General features: G+C 62.8%; 20 protein-coding genes and 1 pseudogene. 12 read left to right on the top strand and 9 right to left on the bottom strand.

The genetic code is table 11. The features are described 5' to 3' along the window. Window positions 1–62: 62 nt before the first annotated feature. The 4 genes from HX818_RS19135 to HX818_RS19120 all read right to left on the bottom strand — a co-directional run bounded on the left by HX818_RS19135 (window position 63) and on the right by HX818_RS19120 (window position 4,997). Window positions 63–1,574 (bottom strand): MDR family MFS transporter, encoded by a 1,512-nt coding sequence (locus HX818_RS19135; RefSeq protein WP_003208170.1) that lies wholly within the window; start codon window positions 1,572–1,574, stop codon window positions 63–65. Beyond that, the gene (locus HX818_RS19130) at window positions 1,564–2,694 is read right to left on the bottom strand and encodes an HlyD family secretion protein (protein ID WP_003208172.1); all 1,131 of its coding nucleotides are present in this window, start codon (window positions 2,692–2,694) and stop codon (window positions 1,564–1,566) included. The genes HX818_RS19135 and HX818_RS19130 overlap by 11 nt, the downstream gene beginning before the upstream one ends. Then, on the bottom strand, window positions 2,691–4,139 hold the full coding sequence (locus HX818_RS19125) for an efflux transporter outer membrane subunit (RefSeq protein ID WP_003208173.1): 1,449 nt from the start codon (window positions 4,137–4,139) through the stop codon (window positions 2,691–2,693). The genes HX818_RS19130 and HX818_RS19125 overlap by 4 nt, the downstream gene beginning before the upstream one ends. A gap of 114 nt (window positions 4,140–4,253) precedes the next feature. Further along, complete coding sequence (locus HX818_RS19120; RefSeq protein WP_134327032.1) at window positions 4,254–4,997, bottom strand: helix-turn-helix domain-containing protein; 744 nt, start codon at window positions 4,995–4,997, stop codon at window positions 4,254–4,256. Between the two features lie 161 nt (window positions 4,998–5,158). Here HX818_RS19120 and HX818_RS19115 point away from each other — a divergent pair. The 6 genes and pseudogenes from HX818_RS19115 to HX818_RS19090 all read left to right on the top strand — a co-directional run bounded on the left by HX818_RS19115 (window position 5,159) and on the right by HX818_RS19090 (window position 10,851). Next, window positions 5,159–5,959, top strand: a pseudogene (locus HX818_RS19115) (SDR family oxidoreductase). Continuing rightward, the gene (locus tag HX818_RS19110; RefSeq protein WP_008434531.1) at window positions 5,952–7,778 is read left to right on the top strand and encodes a glycoside hydrolase family 15 protein; all 1,827 of its coding nucleotides are present in this window, start codon (window positions 5,952–5,954) and stop codon (window positions 7,776–7,778) included. The pseudogene HX818_RS19115 and the gene HX818_RS19110 overlap by 8 nt, the downstream one beginning before the upstream one ends. 137 nt (window positions 7,779–7,915) lie before the next feature. Continuing rightward, window positions 7,916–8,377 carry a cysteine hydrolase family protein gene (locus tag HX818_RS19105; RefSeq protein WP_008434533.1) on the top strand — a complete coding sequence of 154 codons (462 nt, stop codon included), beginning with the start codon at window positions 7,916–7,918 and terminating at the stop codon, window positions 8,375–8,377. 491 nt (window positions 8,378–8,868) lie between these two features. Beyond that, a complete protein-coding gene (locus tag HX818_RS19100) occupies window positions 8,869–9,501 on the top strand; it encodes a BRCT domain-containing protein (RefSeq protein ID WP_003208180.1) in 633 nt (210 codons plus the stop codon). Next, window positions 9,501–9,860, top strand: coding sequence for a VOC family protein (locus tag HX818_RS19095; protein WP_177020559.1), 360 nt, complete (start codon window positions 9,501–9,503; stop codon window positions 9,858–9,860). Before HX818_RS19100 ends, HX818_RS19095 begins: the two co-directional genes overlap by 1 nt. An 82-nt stretch (window positions 9,861–9,942) precedes the next feature. Further along, on the top strand, window positions 9,943–10,851 hold the full coding sequence (locus tag HX818_RS19090) for an alpha/beta fold hydrolase (protein WP_177020558.1): 909 nt from the start codon (window positions 9,943–9,945) through the stop codon (window positions 10,849–10,851). Here HX818_RS19090 and HX818_RS19085 read toward each other — a convergent pair. The 3 genes from HX818_RS19085 to HX818_RS19075 all read right to left on the bottom strand — a co-directional run bounded on the left by HX818_RS19085 (window position 10,829) and on the right by HX818_RS19075 (window position 14,708). Beyond that, window positions 10,829–13,024, bottom strand: a complete 2,196-nt coding sequence (locus tag HX818_RS19085; RefSeq protein WP_177020557.1) for an ATP-binding protein — start codon at window positions 13,022–13,024, stop codon at window positions 10,829–10,831. The two genes, HX818_RS19090 and HX818_RS19085, sit on opposite strands and share 23 nt — an antisense overlap. Continuing rightward, window positions 13,021–13,608 (bottom strand): biliverdin-producing heme oxygenase, encoded by a 588-nt coding sequence (locus HX818_RS19080; RefSeq protein WP_032899296.1) that lies wholly within the window; start codon window positions 13,606–13,608, stop codon window positions 13,021–13,023. Before HX818_RS19080 ends, HX818_RS19085 begins: the two co-directional genes overlap by 4 nt. Before the next feature lie 131 nt (window positions 13,609–13,739). Beyond that, window positions 13,740–14,708: a GlxA family transcriptional regulator gene (locus HX818_RS19075; protein ID WP_102369580.1), complete on the bottom strand. Its 969-nt coding sequence runs from the start codon at window positions 14,706–14,708 to the stop codon at window positions 13,740–13,742. 90 nt (window positions 14,709–14,798) lie between these two features. Here HX818_RS19075 and inhA point away from each other — a divergent pair, with 90 nt between their 5' ends. Continuing rightward, on the top strand, window positions 14,799–15,479 hold the full coding sequence (inhA, locus tag HX818_RS19070; RefSeq protein WP_177020556.1) for an isonitrile hydratase: 681 nt from the start codon (window positions 14,799–14,801) through the stop codon (window positions 15,477–15,479). Here inhA and HX818_RS19065 read toward each other — a convergent pair. Continuing rightward, window positions 15,476–15,817 (bottom strand): antibiotic biosynthesis monooxygenase, encoded by a 342-nt coding sequence (locus HX818_RS19065; protein ID WP_003208192.1) that lies wholly within the window; start codon window positions 15,815–15,817, stop codon window positions 15,476–15,478. The two genes, inhA and HX818_RS19065, sit on opposite strands and share 4 nt — an antisense overlap. A gap of 27 nt (window positions 15,818–15,844) precedes the next feature. Next, window positions 15,845–16,474: a LysE family translocator gene (locus HX818_RS19060; RefSeq protein ID WP_087695340.1), complete on the bottom strand. Its 630-nt coding sequence runs from the start codon at window positions 16,472–16,474 to the stop codon at window positions 15,845–15,847. Window positions 16,475–16,568: 94 nt separating this feature from the next. Between HX818_RS19060 and HX818_RS19055 the strand changes: the two genes are divergently transcribed. The 5 genes from HX818_RS19055 to HX818_RS19035 all read left to right on the top strand — a co-directional run bounded on the left by HX818_RS19055 (window position 16,569) and on the right by HX818_RS19035 (window position 22,682). Further along, window positions 16,569–17,894 carry a PLP-dependent aminotransferase family protein gene (locus tag HX818_RS19055; RefSeq protein WP_177020555.1) on the top strand — a complete coding sequence of 442 codons (1,326 nt, stop codon included), beginning with the start codon at window positions 16,569–16,571 and terminating at the stop codon, window positions 17,892–17,894. Window positions 17,895–18,196: 302 nt separating this feature from the next. Next, complete coding sequence (locus tag HX818_RS19050) at window positions 18,197–18,499, top strand: DUF6124 family protein (protein ID WP_003208197.1); 303 nt, start codon at window positions 18,197–18,199, stop codon at window positions 18,497–18,499. Window positions 18,500–18,628: 129 nt separating this feature from the next. Then, a complete protein-coding gene (locus tag HX818_RS19045) occupies window positions 18,629–19,144 on the top strand; it encodes a sigma-70 family RNA polymerase sigma factor (protein WP_102369583.1) in 516 nt (171 codons plus the stop codon). After that, complete coding sequence (locus HX818_RS19040; RefSeq protein ID WP_177020554.1) at window positions 19,131–20,090, top strand: FecR domain-containing protein; 960 nt, start codon at window positions 19,131–19,133, stop codon at window positions 20,088–20,090. The genes HX818_RS19045 and HX818_RS19040 overlap by 14 nt, the downstream gene beginning before the upstream one ends. A 105-nt stretch (window positions 20,091–20,195) precedes the next feature. Next, the gene (locus HX818_RS19035) at window positions 20,196–22,682 is read left to right on the top strand and encodes a TonB-dependent receptor (protein WP_177020553.1); all 2,487 of its coding nucleotides are present in this window, start codon (window positions 20,196–20,198) and stop codon (window positions 22,680–22,682) included. Window positions 22,683–22,742: the final 60 nt, after the last annotated feature.

Below are 22,742 nucleotides of genomic sequence, written 5' to 3'. Positions count from 1 at the left end.
TTTTGATCTTGATCTTGGGCGCCCCGTTATTGCGCTCACTTGAATCACCCACAGCACTGCCCCTAGATACGCCGCAACATCAACGCCGCCACCCCACACGCCGCCAACGCCACGCACGCCAGAAAGAACGCATCACTGTAAGCCATCAAAAACGCCTGATGACGAACACTCTGGTCCAGCAGGTTCAGCACCACCTGATGTTCCGGCAATTGATCCTGCAGCACCCCGCCACCGGGAAGCTGCTGTTGCAAGGCCGGGTCAAACAGCGTCACCGACTCGCCAATACGCGCCGAATGCACCCGCTCGCGCACCACCACCAATTGCGCCAGCAGCGCCGTGCCGACCGCGCCCCCCAGGTTGCGCAGCATCGAGAACACCGCCGACGCCGACCCCGCCTGCGCCTTGGCCAGGCCGTGCACCGCCAGCACCGACAACGCCACCATGATCAGCGGCTGGCCCATGCCGCGCACCACGATCGAGGGCACGATCACATTGCTGGCGCTGTCCGCCGACAAGTGCGCACCCATCCAGCAGCCCAAAGCCATGATCGCGAACCCCGAGGCCACCAGCATTTTGGCGCTGACCCACTTCATCAGGCGCGGCAAAAACGGCGCCATGATCAGTTGCACCAGACCATACGCGATCAAGCTCACGCCAATTTCGCTGGCGTTGTAGTGCTGCAATTGCGACAGGTAGTTGGGCACCAGGAACACCAGGCCATAGGTACTGGCGCCGAAGATAAACATCGCCACGCTGGCCACCCCAAAGTTGTAGTGGCCCAACAGTCGCAGGTTGATAAAGGCGTGCGCGCCCCATAATTGCCGGGCAACGAAGCCGATCAGGCCCACCACCGCCAGCAGTGTCATCCACACGATAAAGGGCGAGCCAAACCAGTCCTTGCGACCGCCCTCCTCCAGCACGATCTGCAACGCGCCCAGGCCCAGCACCATGCAGCCGATACCCAGCCAGTCGCCCTGGCGCAGCAGGCCCAGCTGCATCGGCTGGCGGTCAATGGACCAGGCCACCGCCGCCAGCAACGCGATCCCCGGGAACAGTTGCAGGTAGAAGATCCAGCGCCAGGAATACGCATCGGTCAGCCAGCCGCCAATCGACGGCCCGGCCGCCTGGGCCACACTGTTGGCCAGGCTGAACAAGGCCATGCCCAGCGGGATCTTGCTGGGCGGCAGCTCGGTGATGATCAGTTGGAATGACAAGGGAATCAGCACCGCCCCGGCCGCGCCCTGCACCACCCGGATCAGGATCATCACTTGCAGGTTGGGCGACAGCGAACACGCCACCGAGGCCACCAGGAATATCCCCGAGCCCCACAGCATCACCCGGCGCAGGGAAAACACCTGCACCAGCCACGCGGTGAGGGGAATCATGATGATCTCCGCCACCAGGTAAGCGGTGGAAATCCACGAGCCCTCCTCAAACGTCGCGCCCAGTGCACCTTCGATTTCCGGCAGTGCGGCGCTGGTGACGTGCACGTTCATCCCGGCCATGAAGCAGCCGAACAGCCCGCCGATCACCGCGACCCAGGCGCGAAACGGCACACGCCCTTCAGCCTCCATGGACGTGCTCCTGGCTGGCGGCAGGGCGGGTGTCAACCGTGGCAATCACCGACATGCCCGGCAGCACCCGCGACTCACCGGGTTCCAGGCGAATCTTTACCGGAAACCGCTGGACGATCTTGGTGAAGTTGCCGGTGGCGTTGTCCGGCGGCAACAGCGCGAACACGGCACCGGAGCCGGGGGCGATGCTTTCCACTTTGCCGTGCCAATGTGCGCCGGCAAAACTGTCCACCGCGATTTCCACCGACTGCCCCGGCGCCATGTGCTGCAACTGGGTTTCCTTGTAGTTGGCAATCACATAGGCCTGCTCCACCGGCACCACAGCCAACAGCGGCAGGCCGGGCATCACGTATTGCTGGCGCCGGACCTTGCGCTGGCCCACCACGCCGTCAAAAGGCGCGCGGATCTCGGTGTCCTTCAACGCATTGCGGGCCAGCGCGAGGTTGGCCTGGGCCTCGCCGATGCGTGCCTGATGCTCGACGATTTGCGCCTGCGCCTGTTGCCGGCGTGCCTGCAAGACCTGCAACTGCGCCTGCTGCCGCGCGACCTGGGCGCTCGCCTGGGCCAGGGCCGCCTGGGCCTTGGCCTGGCTGGCGCTGACGGTTTCCAGGTGCTGGGCGCTGGCCACCTGTTGCGCGACCAATTCACGATAACGCTGGTAATCGAGCCGCGCGCGCCGGGCTTCGGCCTCGCCACTGCTCAGTTCCGCCCGGGCCTGGGCGATGCGTTGCTGTTGCTCGCCCATTTGCGCGTCGAGGGTTTGCACCGATGCCTGCTGTGCGCTCGCTGCTGCTTGCGCCTGTTGCAGTTGCGCCTGGGCGCTGTTCAGACGCTCGGTGAAATCCCGCTCATCGATACGCACCAGCACATCCCCGGCCTTGACCGGCTGGTTATCTTCCACCAGCACCTGGGCTACATACCCGGCAATGCGCGGGCTGATAGCGACCCAATCAGCGCGCACATAGGCATCGTCGGTTTCTTCAAGAAAACGCCCCCATTGCCACCAGTACCCGGCAAAGGTTGCCAGCCCCACCAGCGTCGCGAGGGAAGCCGTGGTCACCAGGGCGCGACGATGACGTTGCATAACGGTCAGGCGAATGGGTTCAACAGCCTGGTTCATGGTTTGGCTCCATTGACAGCGACAGATAAGGGGGCGGTTGGATCGTCACGCTGCCAGCCGCCACCGAGGGCCTGGAACAGGTCGATCTGGCGGTTGATCAAGCGCAGGTCGGACTCGGCCACGCGGGCTTCAAGGCCCACCAGGCTGCGTTCGCTGTCCAGCAGTTGCAGGGCATCCAGCGCGCCGGAATGGTAGCCGCGGGAGGCCAGGTCGAAGGCGCGGCGGTTGTTGTCCAGGGCGGCGGCCAGGGCCTGCCCACGCTGCTGTTCGCCCTGGTACAGGGCCATGGCCTGCTCCACCTGCTTCAGTGCGTTGAGCACCGTACCGTCAAACCGTGCCAGGGCCTGGCGCGCTTCGGCCTGGCTCTGCCTGACCCGCGCCTGGGCGACCTGCCGGTTGGGAAAGCGCCAGGACACCAGCGGCCCGACGGAATACACCGTGGCGTAGCGGTCCCCGAGTTTGCCCAGGCTGCTGGCGGACGAACCGAGCATCGCGCCGAAGGTGATCCGCGGGTAAAGCTCGGCGCGGGACAGGCCCACCGTCAAGGTGGCTGCGCGCAATTGCCCTTCGGCGCGGCGGATGTCCGGCCGCCGTTGCAGCAGTGCCCAACCCTCGCCCACCGGCAAAGGCGCCTGCAACTGCGGGGCCTGGGTACAGCTGCGTGGCGTGACCTGCTCCGGCGGCAACCCGCTGAGCACGGCCAACTCATACAGCGCGCTGCTGCGCCGGGCCGTGAACATCGGCAACGGTGCCCGGGTTTCTTCCAGCAACCCTTGCAGGCGCGCCAGGTCGAGTTGCGTGGCCGCGCCGGCCTTTTGCAGCTTCTGCGTGACCGCGACGCTCTGCTCCAGCAGCTGCACCGAGTGCGCCTGCACCTGTTCGCGCACACCATAGACGCAGGCCTGGGCATAGGCGCGGGCCGTCTGCGCGGCCACCGTCACCCGCAGCTCATCCTCCAGCGCCCGCGCCACCTGGGCATCCGCCCGTGCCGCAGCGATGCGATAACGCACCTCGCCCCACAAATCGAGGGTGTAGCTCAGGGAAAACTCAGGGGTGTGGCTCCATTCGGCACCGGCATGACGGTTAGTCGCCTGGGCCAGCGTCTGGTCATCGCGGCTGCGACCGTAGGCCAGGCCATAGTCCAGGGAAGTCGACGGCAGGCGCTCGCCGTCTGCCTGTTCCAGCTGCGCCAGCAACGCATCGACATGGGCGGCGGCGGCTTCGAGGTCTTTGTTCTGGTGCAGGGCCCGCGCCACCAGGGCGTCCAGTTGCGGGTCGCGGTACAGCTGCCACCAACGGGCGGGCAACGCCTCGGCCGACTCGGCGGAGAGCCGCGGTGCAGGCTGCGCCGTGACGGTCGACGGTTGACCGGGCACACCAGTGCACCCGGCCAGCACACTCAACAGGGCGATGGGCATCCATGGGTGAAAAGAAGGGCTGTGCATCACAAGGCTCGCTCAAGAAGGAGCCTTGCAGATTAGGCAGATGGCCTGTCCGATTCGCCCGCGTCAGGGCCATGTATCGTCGCTAAACGGACAATAGCGTTACCTGACGCAACACTAAACTCCGGGCCGAAAATGACTTGGCGGATAACCCAGCGACTTGCGAAACATCGCACTGAACGCACTCGGGCTCTGGTAACCATGCTCCAGCGCCACCTCCAGGATCGACACGCCCTGGGCCAGCAACTTCAAGCTCAGGGCCAACCGCGCACGCTTGCGCCATTCACCGAAACTCATGCCCAACTCCCGCTGGAACACCCGGCTCAGGGTGCGGGCGCTCATGTTCAGGCTGTCGGCCCAGGATTCCAGGCTGCTGTCGTCAGAAGGGTTGCGGATGAAATGCGTGCACAGCCTGGCCAGCCGTGCTTCGCCGGGCACCGGCACGTGCATCGCCACCACCGGCGCGGCGAGCAGTTCCATGCGGATCAACTCGATCATGGCCTGCAGACGCGGGCTGTGGTGCCCGGCAATCTGCGTGGCGGCGACGATCAGCTCCCGCAGCAATGCCGACACTTCAATCACCTGGCAGGTGCGCCCCAGCCCCGGCTCGGCCTCGGGCATGAGGAACAGCGTGCGCATATGCACCTCGCCGGCCATGCGGATCTCATGCGGGGTGCCGGCCGGCACCCACAACGCATGCCCGGACGGCACCAGCCAACTGCCCTGGGCGGTGCTGACCACCATCACCCCGGACACGCCGTGGATCAATTGCGCCTGGGCGTGGCAATGAGGATGCACCACGTCATCGTTGCGGTAGTTGTCGGCGTAGGCTTCAAGCCACGGGCGGGATGGGCTGTTCATCGGCTGAGGTCTCGCATCAATCAAGCGTCGATTCTAGCGAAAAGTCCTGTGGCAAAAACGATAGATATAGACAGCCATCGTCGCATTCCAGACAGCCGGTGAACTTGTAGGCCGCCCCGCCAGTCAGCTAGTTGGGCACTCTGAAAAAGGTTGGGTGGGCAATGCGCATTTCGTTGGAGCAACAAGTGGCGCTGGTGACTGGCGCCAGTTCAGGAATCGGCGCGGGGGCCGCCAAGGCCCTGGCCGAGGCCGGAGCCGCCGTGGTACTGAACTACAACGCCCAGGCGGCGCCGGCTGAAGCACTGGCGGCGCAGATCAACGCCAACGGCGGCCGGGCCATTGCGATTGGCGCCGACGTGTCGAAAGAGGCCGATGTGGAGCGCCTGTTTGCCCAGACCCTTGATGCCTTCGGGCACCTGGACATCCTGGTGGCCAACTCGGGCATGCAGAAAGACGCCGCTGCCGTGGACATGACCCTCGACGACTGGAACACCGTGATCGGCGTCAACCTCACCGGCCAGTTCCTCTGCGCCCGCGCCGCGTTGCGCATCTTCAACCGCCAGGGCATCCGCGAAGGTGTTTCCCGGGCCGCCGGGAAGATTATCCACATGAGTTCGGTGCACCAGGTGATTCCCTGGGCCGGGCACGTGAACTACGCCGCGTCCAAGGGCGGCGTGGAAATGCTGATGCGCACCCTGGCCCAGGAAGTCAGCCAGCAGCGCATCCGCATCAACGGCGTTGCGCCGGGAGCGATCCGCACGGCCATCAACCGCGCCGCCACCGAAGGCGCGGCCGAAGTGGAACTGCTCAAGTTGATTCCCTATGGCCGCGTGGGTGACGTCGAAGACGTGGCCAACGCGGTGGTGTGGCTGGCCAGTGATGCCTCCGACTAAGTGGTGGGCAGCACCCTGTTCATTGATGGCGGCATGAGCCTTTATCCGGAGTTTCGTGGCAATGGTTGATCTGAAAAACGAACCACAAAGTGCCATTGATGCCCACGGCATCATCGGCGACATGCGCAGTGCAGCGCTGGTGAACGACAAAGGCAGCATCGATTTTTTCTGCTGGCCGGAGTTCGACAGCCCCTCCATCTTTTGCTCATTGCTGGACTCCCCCGCCGCCGGCATCTTCCAGCTCACGCCGGACCTGCCCGACGCCCGCCGCGAGCAGATCTACCTGCCCGACACCAACGTACTGCAAACCCGCTGGTTGAGTAATGACGCGGTGGTGGAAATTACCGATTTCTTGACCGTCAGTGAAGAAGTTGACGACCTGCCGATCCTGATTCGGCGGGTGCGGGTGGTCAGCGGCAAAGCGAGCATCCATATGCGCTGCGCAGTGCGTCATGACTACGCCCGCGCCCAGACCCGGGCCACTCAAGATGACGGCGACGTGTTGTTTGAGGCCGCAGACCAACCCGGCCTGCGCCTGACCAGCAGCCACACCCTGCAGTTGGATGGCGACGCTGCCGTAGCATCCTTTGAACTCGGCCAGGAAGAAGGCGCCGAGTTTGTCCTCGGCGGGCTGGACGATGCCCGAGTCAAAAACGACTGCACCGACCTGTGCCTGGAGCGCACCCTTAAGTTCTGGCGCGGCTGGATTTCCCAATCCAACTACCGTGGGCGCTGGCGCGAGATGGTCAATCGTTCGGCCCTGGCCTTGAAGCTTTTGACCTCGCGCAAACACGGTGCAATCCTCGCCGCCGCCACCTTCGGCCTGCCGGAAACACCCGGCGGCGAGCGCAACTGGGACTACCGCTACACCTGGATCCGCGACGCCTCGTTTACCGTCTACGCCTTTATGCGCCTGGGGTTTATCGAGGAAGCCAACGGCTACATGCGCTGGTTGAAAGGCCGGGTGGGTGACTGCTGCGATCAGCCGATGAAAATCAACATCCTGTACGGCATCGACGGCCGCCAGGAACTGCCGGAAACCGAGTTGAGCCACCTCAGCGGCCACGGCGGCGCGCAACCGGTGCGCATCGGCAACGAGGCGTACGACCAGGTACAACTGGATATCTACGGCGAGTTGATGGACGCGGTATACCTGGTCAACAAATACGGTGAGGCCATCTCCCACGAGGGCTGGAAACACACGGTGGAAGTAGCCGACCAGGTCTGCGAAACCTGGAACCACAAAGACGTCGGCATCTGGGAAATGCGCGGTGAGCAGCATCACTTCCTGCACTCAAGGCTGATGTGCTGGGTGGCCCTGGACCGGGCGATCCGCCTGGCGTCCAAGCGCTCGCTACCGGCGCCGTTTGCCCGTTGGGACCAGACTCGCCAGGCGATTTATGCCGATATCTGGAGCAACTTCTGGAACGAAGAACGCGGCCACTTCGTGCAGCATATCGGCAGCACCGCGCTGGATGGCTCGATGCTGTTGATGCCTCTGGTGCGCTTCGTTGCGGCGACCGACCCGCGCTGGTTGTCGACACTGGAGGCGATCCAGAAAAGCCTGGTGCGCGATGGGATGGTTTATCGCTATCGCAACGACGACAGCCAGATTGATGGGCTACAAGGCACCGAGGGCGCGTTTGCAGCGTGCTCGTTCTGGTACGTGGAATGCCTGGCCCGGGCCGGGCAAGTGGAGAAGGCGCATCTGGAGTTTGAACAGTTGCTGCGCTATGCCAACCCGCTGGGGTTGTATGCCGAAGAGTTTGATAACCAGGCACGGCATTTGGGGAATACGCCGCAGGCGTTGAGCCATTTGGCGCTGATCAGCGCGGCAACGTTCCTGGACCGGAAGTTGAGTGGGGTGAAGACGGTTTGGCAGCCTTGAGCCCGAGCACAATCTGAAGGCAATTGAGTAACCTTGTGGGAGCTGGCTTGCCTGCTCCCACATAGACCGCGCCAGACTTGGAGACGAGGTGTACCCGGTGCACAATGCGTGGTCCTTCGATCTATACCAGGATGCCAATGCGCCAAGTCCTACTGATCATCGATGTACAACCCTCCTTCGCCCCGCCCGACTGGCTGGTAATCGGTATCAACGCCTTGCTGGGTCGCATGCCGTCAGTGGCCACCGTAGAGCGCCACGACGAAAACATAACCCCCTTCGCTCGCCAACTCGGCTGGCAACCGGCGCCCGACGACGACAGCCTGATCGCCGCTGACCATATCTTCATCAAACACGGCTATGCGCCCACGCCCGAGACCATCAGCCACCTGAAAAGCCTCGCGCCAGACCGGGTGTTGGTGTGTGGCATCCAGACTGATACCTGTGTGCTGGCGGCCGGGTTTGCGTTGTTTGATGCCGGATTACAGCCCACGCTGATCAGCGATTTGACTGTGGGTTCATCGCTGGATCGCTCGGGGAAACTGGGCGCGGATTTGTGGCGGCATCACTTTAAACACGTCATCACCCACGCAGAGATTTAAGTCAGCCCCTCACTGTGGCGAGGGAGCTCGCTCCCGCTGGGGCGCGAAGCGGCCCTAAAAAGCTCAACGCCATCTAACTCAAAGAACACATTCAACAAAACCTGGGGCTGCTGCGCAGCCCAACGGGAGCAAGCTCCCTCGCCACAGGTTGTTTGGCAAAAAACACAAGATCTGTGTAGATCGGTCGCACCGTTTACGACACCGCTAAATATTCAAGGAAGGAATATGACCGCAATACCTGTGGCGAGGGAGCTTGCTCCCGCTGGGGCGCGAAGCGGCCCCAAAAGCTCAACGCCATCTAACTCAAAGAACACATTCAACAAAACCTGGGGCTGCTGCGCAGCCCAACGGGAGCAAGCTCCCTCGCCACAGGTTATTTGGCAAACATCACAACATGTGTGTATATCGGTTTCACCATCAACGCGAAACCTTCGGCCCATGCTGAGCTGGACCGAGACCTGGCAAAGCACTGACTTAAGGAGCATGGACGCATGACCGATCTTCATCAGGAATTCGAACGCAGTCACCTCTTCCACAAGGCGCGTATTGATCGGCGCTCTGCCGACGCATTACTCGGCGTCACTGCCGGCCTGGTCGCCGACGGAAACATCAATCAGATGGAAGCAGCGTTTCTAAAGACCTGGATAGAAACCCATCTGCTCCAGTTGGAAGACCCGGTGGTAAACATTCTTTATCAGCGCCTTGCCAGCATGTTGAGTGACGGTGCTCTCGACGCGGAAGAGTCCGCAGAACTGTTGGAAATGCTGCATCAGTTTTCCGGTATCTCGGTGGGGTCACCTCAACGCCCCTCTGCTGTCAGCAGCCTGCCGCTGAACAATCCGGCTCCGACACTGGAGTGGCAGGACCGGACTTTTTTGTTTACCGGTGTCATGGCGTACGGGCCTCGCAAGGAATGTGAGTTACTTGTCGTAGAACGCGGCGGCCTAATCGGCAACTCGGTGAGCAAGAAGGTTCATTTTCTCGTGGTCGGGAGCGTTGGTAATGAACAATGGCTCCATAGCTCATATGGAACGAAGATCAAAAAAGCCGTCGAGTTAAGAAATAGCGGTATTCCGATCGCTATCATCAGTGAAACCCATTGGCAGCAGGTGTTGTTCGGTTGATGCCCATTATCTCCATCCTGATTCACGTCCCCGACTGGCGTGCCGCCACTGAGTGGTACGCCACCGCCTTCTATGCCGCCACACGCATCTACCACGAGCCCGATGATTTCGGTCATTTGGACGTGGGCGGCGTGGCCATCGAAATCGTGAACGCCGACAACAAGGTCGCCAGCGGTGCGGCGGGGTCGGTGGTGTATTGGCGGGTGGTTAACCTGCATCACGAGGTACAGCGACTGGTCACGTTAGGCGCCACTTTGTATCGCGGCCCGATGAAAATCCAAGGCGGCGAGTGGATGTGCCAGGTGCGCGACCCGTGGGGCAACTGCATCGGCTTGCGCCAGGCCGGTCTAGACAAGTAAAACAACTGCAGCCTTTCTGACGATGCTCAGTAACCCGATTGGTCTACAGTTCCAACACTTTCCCTCCACCCTCGGAGCCTCCATGCCAACCCTCCAAATCCGCACGCCCATGCTCGATATCGCTTACGAAGCCCATGGCCCGGAAGGCGGCGAGGTGGTGATCCTGCTGCATGGCTTCCCCTACGACCCTCGTGGCTATGACGAGATCGCCCCGGTGGTCGCCGCACGTGGCTACCGGGTATTGGTGCCATACCTGCGCGGCTATGGCCCGACGCGCTTTATCAACGAACAGGTGATGCGCTCCGGCCAACAAGCAGCGCTGGCCAAGGATTTGCTGGATTTCATGGATGCCCTGTCCATCGAAAAAGCCACGCTGGTGGGCTATGACTGGGGCGGACGCGCGGCGTGTATCGTTGCGGCGCTTTGGCCTGAACGGGTGCGCGGCCTGGTGACGGGCGATGGCTACAACATTCAGGATATCGCTGCGTCGACCAAGCCTCGGGCGCCGGAAACAGAACATCGGTTGTGGTATCAGTTTTACCTTCATACCCAGCGCGGCGTCGACGGCTTGACCGCCAATCGTCGCGAGTTCTGCCAGTTACTGTGGGCGCTCTGGTCGCCGTCCTGGGCCGAAGGGCCGAGCCTGTATGGCAAGACAGCGCCCTCGTTTGATAACCCGGATTTTGTCGAGGTGGTGGTCCATTCCTACCGGCACCGCTTCATGTACGCGCCGGGTGATCCGGCGCTGGAAAGCATCGAGCAGGCGCTGGTACAGCCACCGCCGATTTCAGTACCGAGCATCTCGTTGTGCGGCGCTGATGACGGCGTAGGTCCGGCTCCGGTTGAAGATGACGACCTGGAAAATTTCAGCGGGTTTTATCGGCGCGAAGTGTTGGCCGGCGTGGGCCACAACATTCCCCAGGAAGCGCCCCAAGCGACCCTTGAGGCGATATTCGAGCTGCTGAGCCTCAGCCCCCAGCGGAAATCCTGAAGCTGAACACGCTGCCCTGCCCCACCACGCTTTCAGCCCACAGGGTGCCGCCGTGGGCCTCGATGATGCCGTGGGAAATGTACAACCCCAGCCCGCTGCCGGTGGGGTTGCCCACGCGGGAGGTCCAGTAGCGTTCGAAGATATACGGCAACTGCGCCGGGTCGATGCCGACACCGTTATCGCACACCCGGAACAGCACCTCATCGCCCGCGGCCTCGGCAATCACCTCGATCACACCGCCCACCGGGGTGAATTTCAGGGCGTTGCCCAGCAGGTTGGAAAACACCTGGAACAGTCGCTCAGGGTCGGCCTGGGCACTCAGCCCGTCCACTGAGCGCCAAGTCAGGTCCAAACCCTTGGCCGCCGCCAGCGGTTGCCACATCGAACAGATCTGGTCCAGGGTTGCCGCCACATCGAGTCGTTGCAGCGAAACGCTGTAGCGCCCGGCCTCCATGCGCGAAATATCGATCAGGTCTTCCAGCAGCGTGTTCATGCGGGCGGTGGCGTTTTGCATGGTTTCAATCGCGGTGGAGAGGCGCCGGTTCGCCTTGTTGTCCTCGGCGGGCACCATGCTGCGCATCATGCCGCATTGCATCAGCAGGATGGTCAGCGGGCTGCGCAGGTCATGGGAGACCACTGCCACCAACTCGTCACGCGCCCGCACCGCAGCATGTTCGCGTTGCACCTGGCGCGCCAGGTCATGCTCCAGGGCATTGCGCCGCAGGCTCTCCGCCGCCTGTAGCTCCGACAGCGACCAATACAGCGCCTTGCCATCGACCTGCTGCTTCCACAACTCAAACGACAGGCGCGGGCTCAAGGTCGTGCTGCCCGGTTCCTGATGTTTGACCGGCTGGCCGCTCCACTCCACCGAGGACTGGACCTCCGGGCGAAACCACATCACCGCGTTGTCCACCGGCTTGGGCAGGCAGAACGCCAACAGGCCGCTGGCATGGGCCTGGTAGGCCGCCGCCGGGGGAAAGTCCACCGACAATTGATGGCTGTGCACCACGCCTTTGCCCTGCCCACGCACCCACTGGTACAAGGCGTGGATTTCAGCCCGTTTGGGGCAGACGCCGAACACATGCAGGCGCTCTTCCACCCGTATCGCCAGGCCACCGGCGGCGGTCAGGCTCAGCAGCGTTTGCGCATGCGGCAACAGGCTTTCCATCACATCGCACTGCACCCCCGTCATGGCAGCAACCAACGCTTCGACCATGGCGGCCTTGTCGCGTTGTTGGCGGCGCTCCTGCTGCTCCTGGAGCAACGTGATCTGCATCGACAACAACTGGCCGATGCTGGTGCACGCCGTGCGCAGTTCATGGGGCACGCGCAACGGCTCACGGTGGCCACAGGTGATCAGGCCCCAGAGCTGGTGGTCCTTGAGCAGCGAAATGCTCATGGAGGAACGCACGCCCATGTTCTTCAAATAATGGCAGTGCACCGGGGACACGCTGCGCAACACGGCGAAGCTGAGGTCCAGGGGCTGGCCGTTGTCGGGGCGCAGGGCCGGCAGGATCGGCACCGGCTGGTACTCGGCGTCGGGAATCGCGCGGATCCAGTTCAGCCGGTACAGCTCGCGGGCCTGGGGCGGGATGTCCGACGCGGGAAAACATAATCCCAGGTACGGCTGCATGCCGTCGCTGAGGGCCTCGCCAATCACTTTGCCATGGCCCTCCTGCTCGAAGCGGTACAAGGTGACCCGGTCATAACCGGTGAGGCTACGAATCTCGGTCACGCTGATCTGGTACAAGCTGTCGAGCGTCTTGGCCGACTGCAAGCGGCGCAGCGTTCGGGACAGCTGCTTCACAGCGCTGTGCTCAAGCGTGAGGCTCCGCTCCAGTTCGAGAAACAGCAGGCCTTGATGACGATGCAGCAGGATGTCGTAGGCGTAGCCATCCAGCGTCAGTTGATGCACGTCCTCCTCAAAGGCGTCCAGGTCTGCCAGGGCACGACTCACCTGAACTGCCGCTTCGCTGCCCAGCACACTTGCCAGCGCCTGGCCCGACAGGCGTTGCGCGTCCAGGCCCAGCGCGACGCTCAGGTTGCTGCTGGCTTGCAGCACCTCAAGCGCCGGTTCGCTCAGCGTCAACAACAACCCGTGAGGCTGGATCGAGCCGGGGATATGGATGGGCTCGCTGGCGCAATCGTCGATCAGCGTATCGACCGTGGTCATCGCAGCACCCCGCAGCGGTCCAGCCACTGCTCGAAACAGAGGAAGGTCGACTCGGCGACCTTCACCGCCTCCACGCGCTCGTACGCGGTTCGCAGCGGGTCAAGGCACGCCATAAAGCGCTGCCACAGGGCGCTGGTCTCGGCCCCGTACACATTCATGAACGCGCCGCCATTGGTGGAGCCCACGCCAATCTTGATCTCGATCAGGTCGCGCAACACCTGGCCGCCGAGGGTGGCGCCTTCCAGCACATAGAGGGCGCCCAAGGCCTGGGCCACGTTGGTGATGGCGGGCAGTTCGGGGCATATCGGCAAGGCATCGATCTGCAGGTTTTCCAGGCCCAGCGCCCGCAAATCAGCCTGCAAGTACGGGGTTTTGCTGCGCCGTCCCCATTCCAGGTCAGGGATGATTTCACCCCACGGCGCCAGGGCTCGCTCCAGCGGCTGATAGAAGCCGTAGTAGGCGCTCATCAACTCGCGGTACAGCGCCAGGTCCATGCGGGAAAAAGGCAGCCGAGTGTCGAGGCGTCGATGCAGTGCAGCGGTCGCCGCGCGTAGTTCGACAAGGACAGGAGGTAGTGAATTCATGAGCTGTGCGCACGCCGGGAAGGTTCAAAACCGCGACGTAGAGGCCTGGGATCAAGACACTGCGCAATGGACTGTGAGTAACATAGCACCTTGATACAAAAACGTACCTATTCGTTCAAACAGGCTTCGCTTCAACCGGGTGAGGAAAACCGTTCGCGGTAGGCCTGGGGCGTGATCGACACCGCCCGCAGGAAGCTGCGGCGCATGGTTTCTTCGCAGCCAAAGCCGCAGTGCACGGCAATACGTTTGATCGACGCGCTGCTGTCGGCCAGTTGCCGGCGGGCGGTTTCCACACGGATCAATTCGACGGCGCGCGCCGGCGTCTGGCCGGTTTCGGCGCGGTAGTGGCGCACGAAGCTGCGCTCGCTCATGCCCGCCTGGGCGGCCAGTGTGGCAACGTTCAAATCCAAGTTCAGGTGTTCGGCGATCCAGGCGTGCAACTCCGCAAAACGGTTACCGCCTTTCTGCAGGGACAACGTCACGCTGAACTGCGATTGCCCACCGGGGCGCTTGAGAAACACCACCAGGTGCCGCGCCACTTCCAGGGCCACGGCGCGACCCAGGTCCTCCTCCACCAGCGCCAGGCACAAGTCGATACCGGCGGTCACGCCGGCGGAGGTCCACAGGTTGCCCTGCTGGATGAAAATCGGATTGGCCTCCACCGTCAGCTGTGGGTACTTGCGCGCGAGTTCTTCGCAGCGCGTCCAGTGGGTCACCACGCGGCGGCCGTCGAGCAAACCGCTGGCGGCCAGCAGAAAGGCACCAGTGCACACCGAGGTCATGCGCCGGGCCTGGGTGGCTTTTTGCCGAACCCAGTCCACCAGCGCCGGGTCTTCGGCGGCACCGTACACCCCCCAGCCACCGGCAATCACCAGTGTGTCGCACGGGGCATCGGCAGGCGGCAGTGGCTCGGCCACCAGGGCCAGGCCCGCCGAGGTCATCACCGGCTCGGCCTGCGCGGCGATCACACTGACCGCATAGGGCAACGGCAAGCCCTGCTGGCGCGCCAGGTCATTGGCCGAGGCAAATACTTGCAAGGGCCCGGTGACGTCGAGCACCTGCACATTGGGAAAGGCGAGTACGTTGATGATTCTGGGCATGTTGGCGTAATTCGTGGGCTCAATGGCGTATGCGCCAAAGCCTAGGTGACTAGAGTGAAGCCGTCCATCCCTTTATCAGGAGCAGTCCCCATGACCTTGCAGATCGGCTTTTTGTTGTTCCCCGGCATCCAGCAACTGGACCTCACCGGGCCCTACGACGTGTTGGGATCGCTGCCGGATGTGAAGCTGCATCTGGTGTGGAAGGACCTCGCGCCGGTCACCTCCAGCACCGGCTTGGTGTTTACCCCCAGCACCACTTATGACGAGTGCCCGACGCTGGATGTGATGTGCGTGCCCGGCGGTTCTGGCGTCGGGGCATTGATGGAGGATGAGCAGACCCTGGCGTTTCTCAAGACACAGGCCCAGACCGCGCGTTATGTGACATCGGTGTGCACCGGCTCCCTGGTGCTGGGTGCCGCGGGCCTGCTGCGCGGGCGTCGCGCGACCACTCACTGGGCCTACCACGACCTGCTCGCACCGCTCGGCGCGATCCCGGTGCAGGAGCGCGTGGTGCGTGACGGCAACCTGTTGACCGGTGGCGGGATTACCGCCGGGATCGACTTTGCCCTGACCCTGGCGGCCGAGCTGTACAGCGAAGCGGCGGCGCAACTGGTGCAGCTGCAGATTGAATATGCCCCGGCACCGCCGTTCAATGCAGGCCGGCCGGAAACCGCGCCGCCGCATGTGTTGGAGGAAGCCCGCAAGCGCACCGCCGAGTCGCGCAAGACCCGGGGTGAAATCGTAGCACGGGCGGCGGCCAGGTTGGGTTAAGCGTTCGCCCGCCCGTGGCGGTCGGCGGGCACCAGATGCCCGATGGTGCCGTCCCCATACGCCCGCTCCACTTTGGAAATCACCACGTGATAACCGCCGTACCAGCGGCGGTATAGGCGCTTGGCTTCCAGGTGGGTCGGGTGGCTGGCAAAGGCGCGAATGGAGGCCTCGTCACGCCAGTAATAACTGGCGTTGATCAACCCGCCATCCGCCGAACGCCACGACTCGGCCCCCACGTATCCCGGCAGCCTTGCTGCCAGTGCGTCGATCAGATTCGTGAGGCGCTGGAACTCGTCATCCCGTTCGCCGGGCTTGTAGATAAAGGCTGCGATGTACATGGGTAACGTCCTTTTATGAGTGATGTTTCACGTCGGGCGAGACATCAATGCCAAGCGCACGGCCAGCACCATCAGCACGGTTGCCAGGCCCCATTTCTGTAAGCCTGCGCTCCCCGGTTTGCCGGCAAAAAACCGGCTAACCGCCCCGCCAAAAATCCCCAGCACGGCATGAAACACACCGCTGATCAGCGTCAGGATGATCCCCAGTTGCACCAGTTGCAGCGCGATGGGGCCCGCCTCGGGGCTGACGAATTGCGGCAGGAACACCATGAAAAACAGCAGCGCCTTGGGGTTGAGCAAACTGTTGAGCATTGCCCGCACAAACACCCGGCCCAGCGGCACGCGGCTGACGTGGGCCGTGTCCAGGGCGGGCGTTTTCTGCAGGGTCTTGAACACCAGCCACAGCAGGTACAACACCCCGGCGTAGCGAATCAGGTCGAAGGCTGGCGGCCAGCTGGCGACCAGAGCGGTCACGCCGGTTGCGGTCAGTGCCGTGAGCAGCAGATCCGCCACGCTGATGCCCAACCCGGATGCCACCCCGCCACGCCAGCCATAGGTCACACCGTGACTGATGACGAAGGCCATGTTCGGGCCCGGGGATAACAACAGCAGCAGGACTGCGCCAGAGAACACAGCCAGGGTTGCGAGGTCGATCATGCTCAAGCCATCCGCCGGGAAAGCCTGTAGATTAATCAGCCCACCTGATACAAACAAAAAATTGATCTAGATACACTTTACACAGGAACGCACCATGGCTCAGGTTCGCTACAAACTGATCGTCGATGAACTGGCCACGCGGATTCGCGCCGGCCAGTTGCCGCCGGGCACCCAGTTGCCGACCCTGCGTAGTCTGATGAACAGCCATCGCATCGCCCTCGCCACTGCCTTGCGGGTGTACAGCGAACTGGAGGCCAGCGGCCTGGTGGTGGGTGAACCGGGACGCGGGACGTTTGTGCGCGACACCACGTTGCTGCGGGGCATGGGCCTGGTGCAACAACCGCTGCAACCGGGCACCGTGGACCTGAGCCTCAACTACCCCTCGTTGCCGGGCCAGGCCGAGATGCTGCGCGACGGTTTGCGTGCCATTGCCGCCTCGGGCGACCTCGATGCGCTGCTGCATTCCGCGCCGCAGGGTGGACGCGCCCATGAACGACAGACCGCCGCGCGGCACCTGCGCAATCGGCAGATTCGCGTGAGTGGCGAGCAAGTGCTGATCGTCAACGGTGCGCAACAAGGCCTCGCCGTCAGCCTGATGGCGCTGCTGCAACCGGGGGATGTATTGGCGGTGGATGCGCTGACGTATCCCGGGTTGAAAACCCTGGTCCAGTCCCAGCGCATCGACCTGGAGCCGCTGCCGCAACCGGCTGGGCATACGGATCTGGATGCGCTGGAGGCTTTGTGCAAACGGCGCCCGGTGCGGGCTTTTTATTGCATGCCCACGTTGCACAATCCGCTGGGCACAGTGATGGGTGAAGCCGACCGGGAGCGCCTTGCAGCGTTGGCTGAACGCTACGATTTTCTACTGATCGAAGACGGCGCCTACGCCTTTCTCGCCGAGCCCGCACCGAAGCCGTTGTTTACTTATGCGCCGCTGCGCACGGTGTATGTGTCTGGCCTTTCGAAGAGTGTGGCGTCGGGGTTGCGGGTGGGGTTTATCGTCGCGCCCAAGGCGTGGGTGCCGGCGCTGGAGCAAGCGATCCGTGTCTCGACCTGGAGCACGCCGACGCTCACGGTGAACCTGGCGTGCCGCTGGATAGAATCCGGTGCAGTGGATGCACTGGAAGAGCACAAGCGCCAGGATGCGCGCCAACGCCAGGCGCTGGCCCGGGAGGTCTTGCGAGGGTGTGAGGTGATTGCGCATCCGGCGTCGTATTACCTGTGGCTGGTGTTGCCGGAAGGTCTGCGGGCGGATGCAGTGGTGGCTGCGCTTGAGGGCCAGGGTGTGCGGGTCACCAGTGCCGAGCCGTTTGCCTGTACGGCCCATGTGCCGCATGCGTTGCGGGTGGCGCTGGGGTCGATTGACTTGGCGACGTTGAGAATAGCCTTGGGGAAAATTCGCGAGGCAATTCGGATATGAATAAAGGGCCAGCAGGGTAAATCCCTTTGATTTGCGGGACATTTCCGAGACAATCTTTCGGCCTTGTGCCTGCCGGAACCGGTGGCTAGTCTTCGCCCCGTCACTGCTCATCAGTGATCGGGTTTAGTCGCCCGGATCCGAAAAGGCGCATGTCCCATCATGAGGTTTTATGGTGGCTGTGCGCAGGGCACCTTCGGGTGCGCCGGTTTTTCCTTTTCGGCCGGTCGACTAACCTGCGTACAGCCGCCACCCTACGTTTAGTCGCGAAGGGGTCGGCTCCTTAACCGAAAAGGAGTTACACCATGAATAAACCCGTCCCCGACCCACCCATCGACCTGCTCAAAAACCGCGCTGCCTTCAATCGCGCCCTCGAACATTACCTGCCCTCCCAGGGCTTCCATACCGTCAACGAAGACCTGAGCTTCGAAGACTCCCTGCTCTACACTGCCAGCCTGCTCAGCAGCGCCTCGGCCACCGCCCTCGACTGCGGCGAACTGCTGCAAAGCCCCGAGCGGGCAAAGTTGCTGGCGGTGTGGCATTTGCTGGAAATTGCCAAGACCACCGTCGACCGCTCGATTGAGTGTTTGCACCTGCGCAAGGCTTAGCCGCAACCCCGTCAAGCCTGTGTGGGTTTGTGCATCCGACCAAATCCACACGGCAACGATTGCCCAATCCTCTGGCCAACGCATAGAATGCGAACCGTTATCAATTAAGACGCCCGCGCCAGGATGCCCATGTCGAGCGACCACCCACTGGATCATGCCGCCATCGGCCAGCTCTACCATGCCCATCATTCCTGGCTGCGCGGCTGGTTGAGCCGGCGTACGGGCTGCCGTGAGCATGCCGCCGACCTGGCGCAGGAAACCTTCGTGCGCCTGCTCAATGCGCGCAAGCAGCAAGCCTTGCTGCAACCCCGGGCCTACCTGAGCAGCATCGCCCGCAGCCTGATGATCGACCAGTATCGCCGCCGCGAACTGGAGCGTGCCTATCTGGAGAGTCTCGCGCATTTCCCGCAAGTCGAGGTGCCGTCGGAAGAAACCCGCCTGCTGATCCTCGACAGCCTGGAGCGCATCGACCGCCTGCTGGACCAACTCAAGCCACGGGTGCGCGAAGCGTTTTTGCTGGCGCAACTGGACGGCCTGACCTGCCAACAGATCGCCCTGCGCCTGGGGGTGTCCAAGGCCACCGTGGAGCGCGACCTGGCCAAGGCACTGCATGCCTGTTATCGGTTGCGTTATGCCGAAGGCTAATCCGCCATTGGTGGACCAGGCGATCCAGTGGATGATCAAGCTGCGGTTCAATATTGCCGATGACGCCACCACGGCCGCCTTCGAACGCTGGCTTGAAACCAGTAGCGACCACCAGCAGGCCTGGCAACGGGTCTCGTCGATGAGTGACGAGTTTGCGCAGTTGCCGGCACAGGTCGGCCGCCATGCCTTGCAAGGTGCCCGCCAACGCATCAGCCGCCGTGAAGGGTTGAAGTTACTCGGGCTGTTCGCCGGTGCCGCAGGGCTGACATGGTTCGGCCGCGACTACACGCCATTGCCCGGCCTGCTGGCTGATTACCGCACCGCCACCGGAGAGCGGCGTTGGGTCGCCCTCGACGATGGCAGCCGTATCCAGCTCAACAGTGCCAGCGCCATCGACACAGTCTTCAACACCGAAAGGCGTCTGGTGCAGTTGCGCCAGGGTGAAATCCTGATCGACATGGGCGCCGACGGTAGCGCGCCACGGCCCTTCTGGGTGCAAACCCGCGACGGTTATCTGCGCGCCTTGGGCACCCGGTTCATGGTGCGCGAGGAGCCCCACGGCACCTTGCTCGCCGTGCAAAAAGGCAGCGTCGCGGTATTCGCCGACAGCCATCAGGCCAGCGCACGTGGCGTGATACAGCCCGGCGAGCAGGTGCTGTTTGATCGAAACGGCTTGCGTCCACCCGCCACCACGGGCCTGGATCCCTGGGCCTGGAGCGACGGTGTGATCAGCGCTCACAACATGCGTCTGGACGATTTCCTCGCGGAGCTGAGCCGTTACCGCATTGGGCTGGTGCGCTGCAGCGAAGCGGTCGCCGGCCTGCGTGTGTCCGGGACTTACCAGTTGGACGATACCGATCAGATCCTGACCCTGGTGGCACAGGCACTGTCGGTGAACATCACCTATCGCAGCCGTTATTGGGTGACCGTCGCAGCTCGTGCATGACCTTCCGAAAATAAATGAGGTGAATTCTCATCTTCGCTCGACCTGTAAGGAAAGGCCGATCAACAGGCCGATTCTGTCCACTTCCTTCAGGAGCATTCCGCGGTCATGCAAGCGTTCCCCTCCAAGCGTTCTCCCCTCAAGCATGCGGTGCACGCCGCCCTGCTCGGTGCCTGCCTGAACGGCAGCGCCCTGCCCCTGGCGGTCATGGCGCAAACGCCTGCCAGCGACACCCAGGCCCGTGACTGGAACATTGCACCCGGCCCATTGGCCACCGTGCTCGACCAGTTTGCGCGCCAGGCGAGTATCAGCCTGTCCTATGACGCCACCAGCGTCGCCGGCAAGACCAGCCCCGGCCTCAACGGCGCGCTGGACAGCCAACAGGCCTTGAGCCAATTGATCCAGGGCCAGGGCTTGCAAGCCCAACGCCAGAGCAACAACACCTGGCTGCTGTTGCCGCAAGTCGCGGACACCGGCGCGCTGAACCTGGGTGCCACCACCGTGACCGGCGAACACCTCGGCGTCACCACTGACGGCAGCGGTTCCTACACCACTGGCGCCGTGACCATCGGCAAGGGCGCCCACAGCCTGCGGGAAACACCGCAATCGGTCAGCGTCATGACCCGCAAGCTGATCGACGACCAGAACATCACCACCATCGATCAATTACTGGAACACACCCCGGGCATCACCACCTACGACTCACCTATGGGTGGCAAGTATTTCTATTCCCGTGGTTTCAAGATGCTCGGCCAATACCAGTTCGACGGTGTGCCGTTGGACATCGGCAAAGACTACGTACAGGCCGACAGCTTCACCGCCAACATGGCGATCTATGACCGGGTGGAAGTGCTCAAGGGCGCGGCCGGTATGCTCAAGGGCGCCGGCACCGCCAGTGGTGCGGTGAACTTCGTGCGCAAGCGGCCACAAGACAAACCCACCACCAGCCTGTCGCTGTCTGCCGGCACCTGGGACAACTACCGCGCCGACGTCGATACCGGCGGCCCGCTCAATGACAGCGGCACCGTACGCGGCCGCGCCGTGGTCAGCCAACAGAACCGTGGCTCGTACATGGACGTCTCCAAGCGCCAGGACCAAGCTGTTTACCTCGCACTGGATGTTGACCTCTCGCCTGACACCACCCTGGGCATCGGTGCCAGCTACGAAGATGTCGATGCAACGCCCTGCTGGGGCGGTGTGCCGCGCTACAGCGACGGCAAGAGCATCGGCCTGAGCCAATCCACCTGCCTGGGCCAGGCCTGGAACGACTGGCAGAGCCAACGCACTACGCTGTTTGCCGACCTCACCCACCACTTCAACGACGACTGGCAACTCAAGGTCACGGCGGTGAACAGCCGCAACCTGCAAGACATCAAATACGCCGCCAGCCAAGGCACCGTGAAGTACGGTGATCCGGCGCCAACCGCCGAGATGTACGCCGCGCTGTTTGACTACGACCACCGGGATTTCGGACTGGATGCCTACCTGGACGGTAAGTTCGAAGCGTTCGGTTTGCAGCATGAACTCATCATCGGCGCCAATGGCAGCCGTGGCACCCAGGACGATGTCTACGCGATCCGCAGCCTGCCCGACCGGCAAAGTATCTTCCTGCCCAACCACCACTTCCCGCAGCCCGCCAACGATACCTTCTGGCCCAACATGTACCGGGGCGGCACCGTCAAGGAAACCGCCACCCAGTACGGTACCTACGCCACTTTGCGCCTGAGGCTGGCCGAGCCATTGATGGTGGTGCTCGGCAGTCGCGTCAGTTGGTTCGAAAACCGCCGCCAGTCGAATAACCTCGCCTGGGGCGAATGGGCCCTGCAGGATGCACGCACCAAGGAAACCGGTGAAGTCACGCCGTTCGCCGCGGTGATCTATGACCTCGACGACAACCTTTCGGTGTACGCCAGCTACGCCGATATCTTCCAGCCACAAAGCTCCAACGCCACGGTGACCGGCGCTGCCCTCAAGCCCAAAATCGGCGAAAACTACGAGCTGGGCATCAAGGGCGAATGGTTTGAGGGGCGCCTCAACAGCTCGCTGGCATTGTTCCGCGCTATCGAGAAAAACGCCGCCGAAACCGACTACACCACCCAATGCGGTACCTCGGCAGACGGCTATTGCTACACCGACACTGGCAAGGTTCGCGCACAAGGTGTCGAAGCCGAGTTGAGTGGCGAGTTGCTGGAACGCTTGCAAGTGGCGGGCGGCTACACCTACACCCAGACCAAGAACCTCAACAACATCAACAGCGCCGCCATTGGCGCGGTTGCAAACAGCTACGTGCCGCGACACATGCTGCGCTTGTGGGGCGATTATCAGTTGGACGGCACACTGTCGAAATGGAGCGTCGGCACCGGCGTCAACGCCCAGAGCAGCAACTACCGAATTCAAGGCATCAAACTGGAACAAGCCGGTTATGCGGTATGGAATGCGCGGTTGGCGTACCGGGTTGATGACACATGGACGGTGGCGCTGAACGGTAACAATCTCTTCGACAAAAATTACTATCAGACGGTGGGAACGGCCGACTGGGGTAATTTCTACGGCGAACCGCGCAACTTTACCGTCAGTTTGAAAGGCAATTTTTAAGGTTAGTACCGCCTCAATGTGGTGACGGACTCACGTCCTCACCACTCGTCGCTTGTCCCC

It is taken from the genome of Pseudomonas sp. F9001 (assembly GCF_013385435.1).
Classification (GTDB): Bacteria; Pseudomonadota; Gammaproteobacteria; order Pseudomonadales; family Pseudomonadaceae; genus Aquipseudomonas.
The sequence above is the reverse complement of the archived record's forward strand: the minus strand, read 5'-3'. Positions and strand labels throughout refer to the sequence as shown.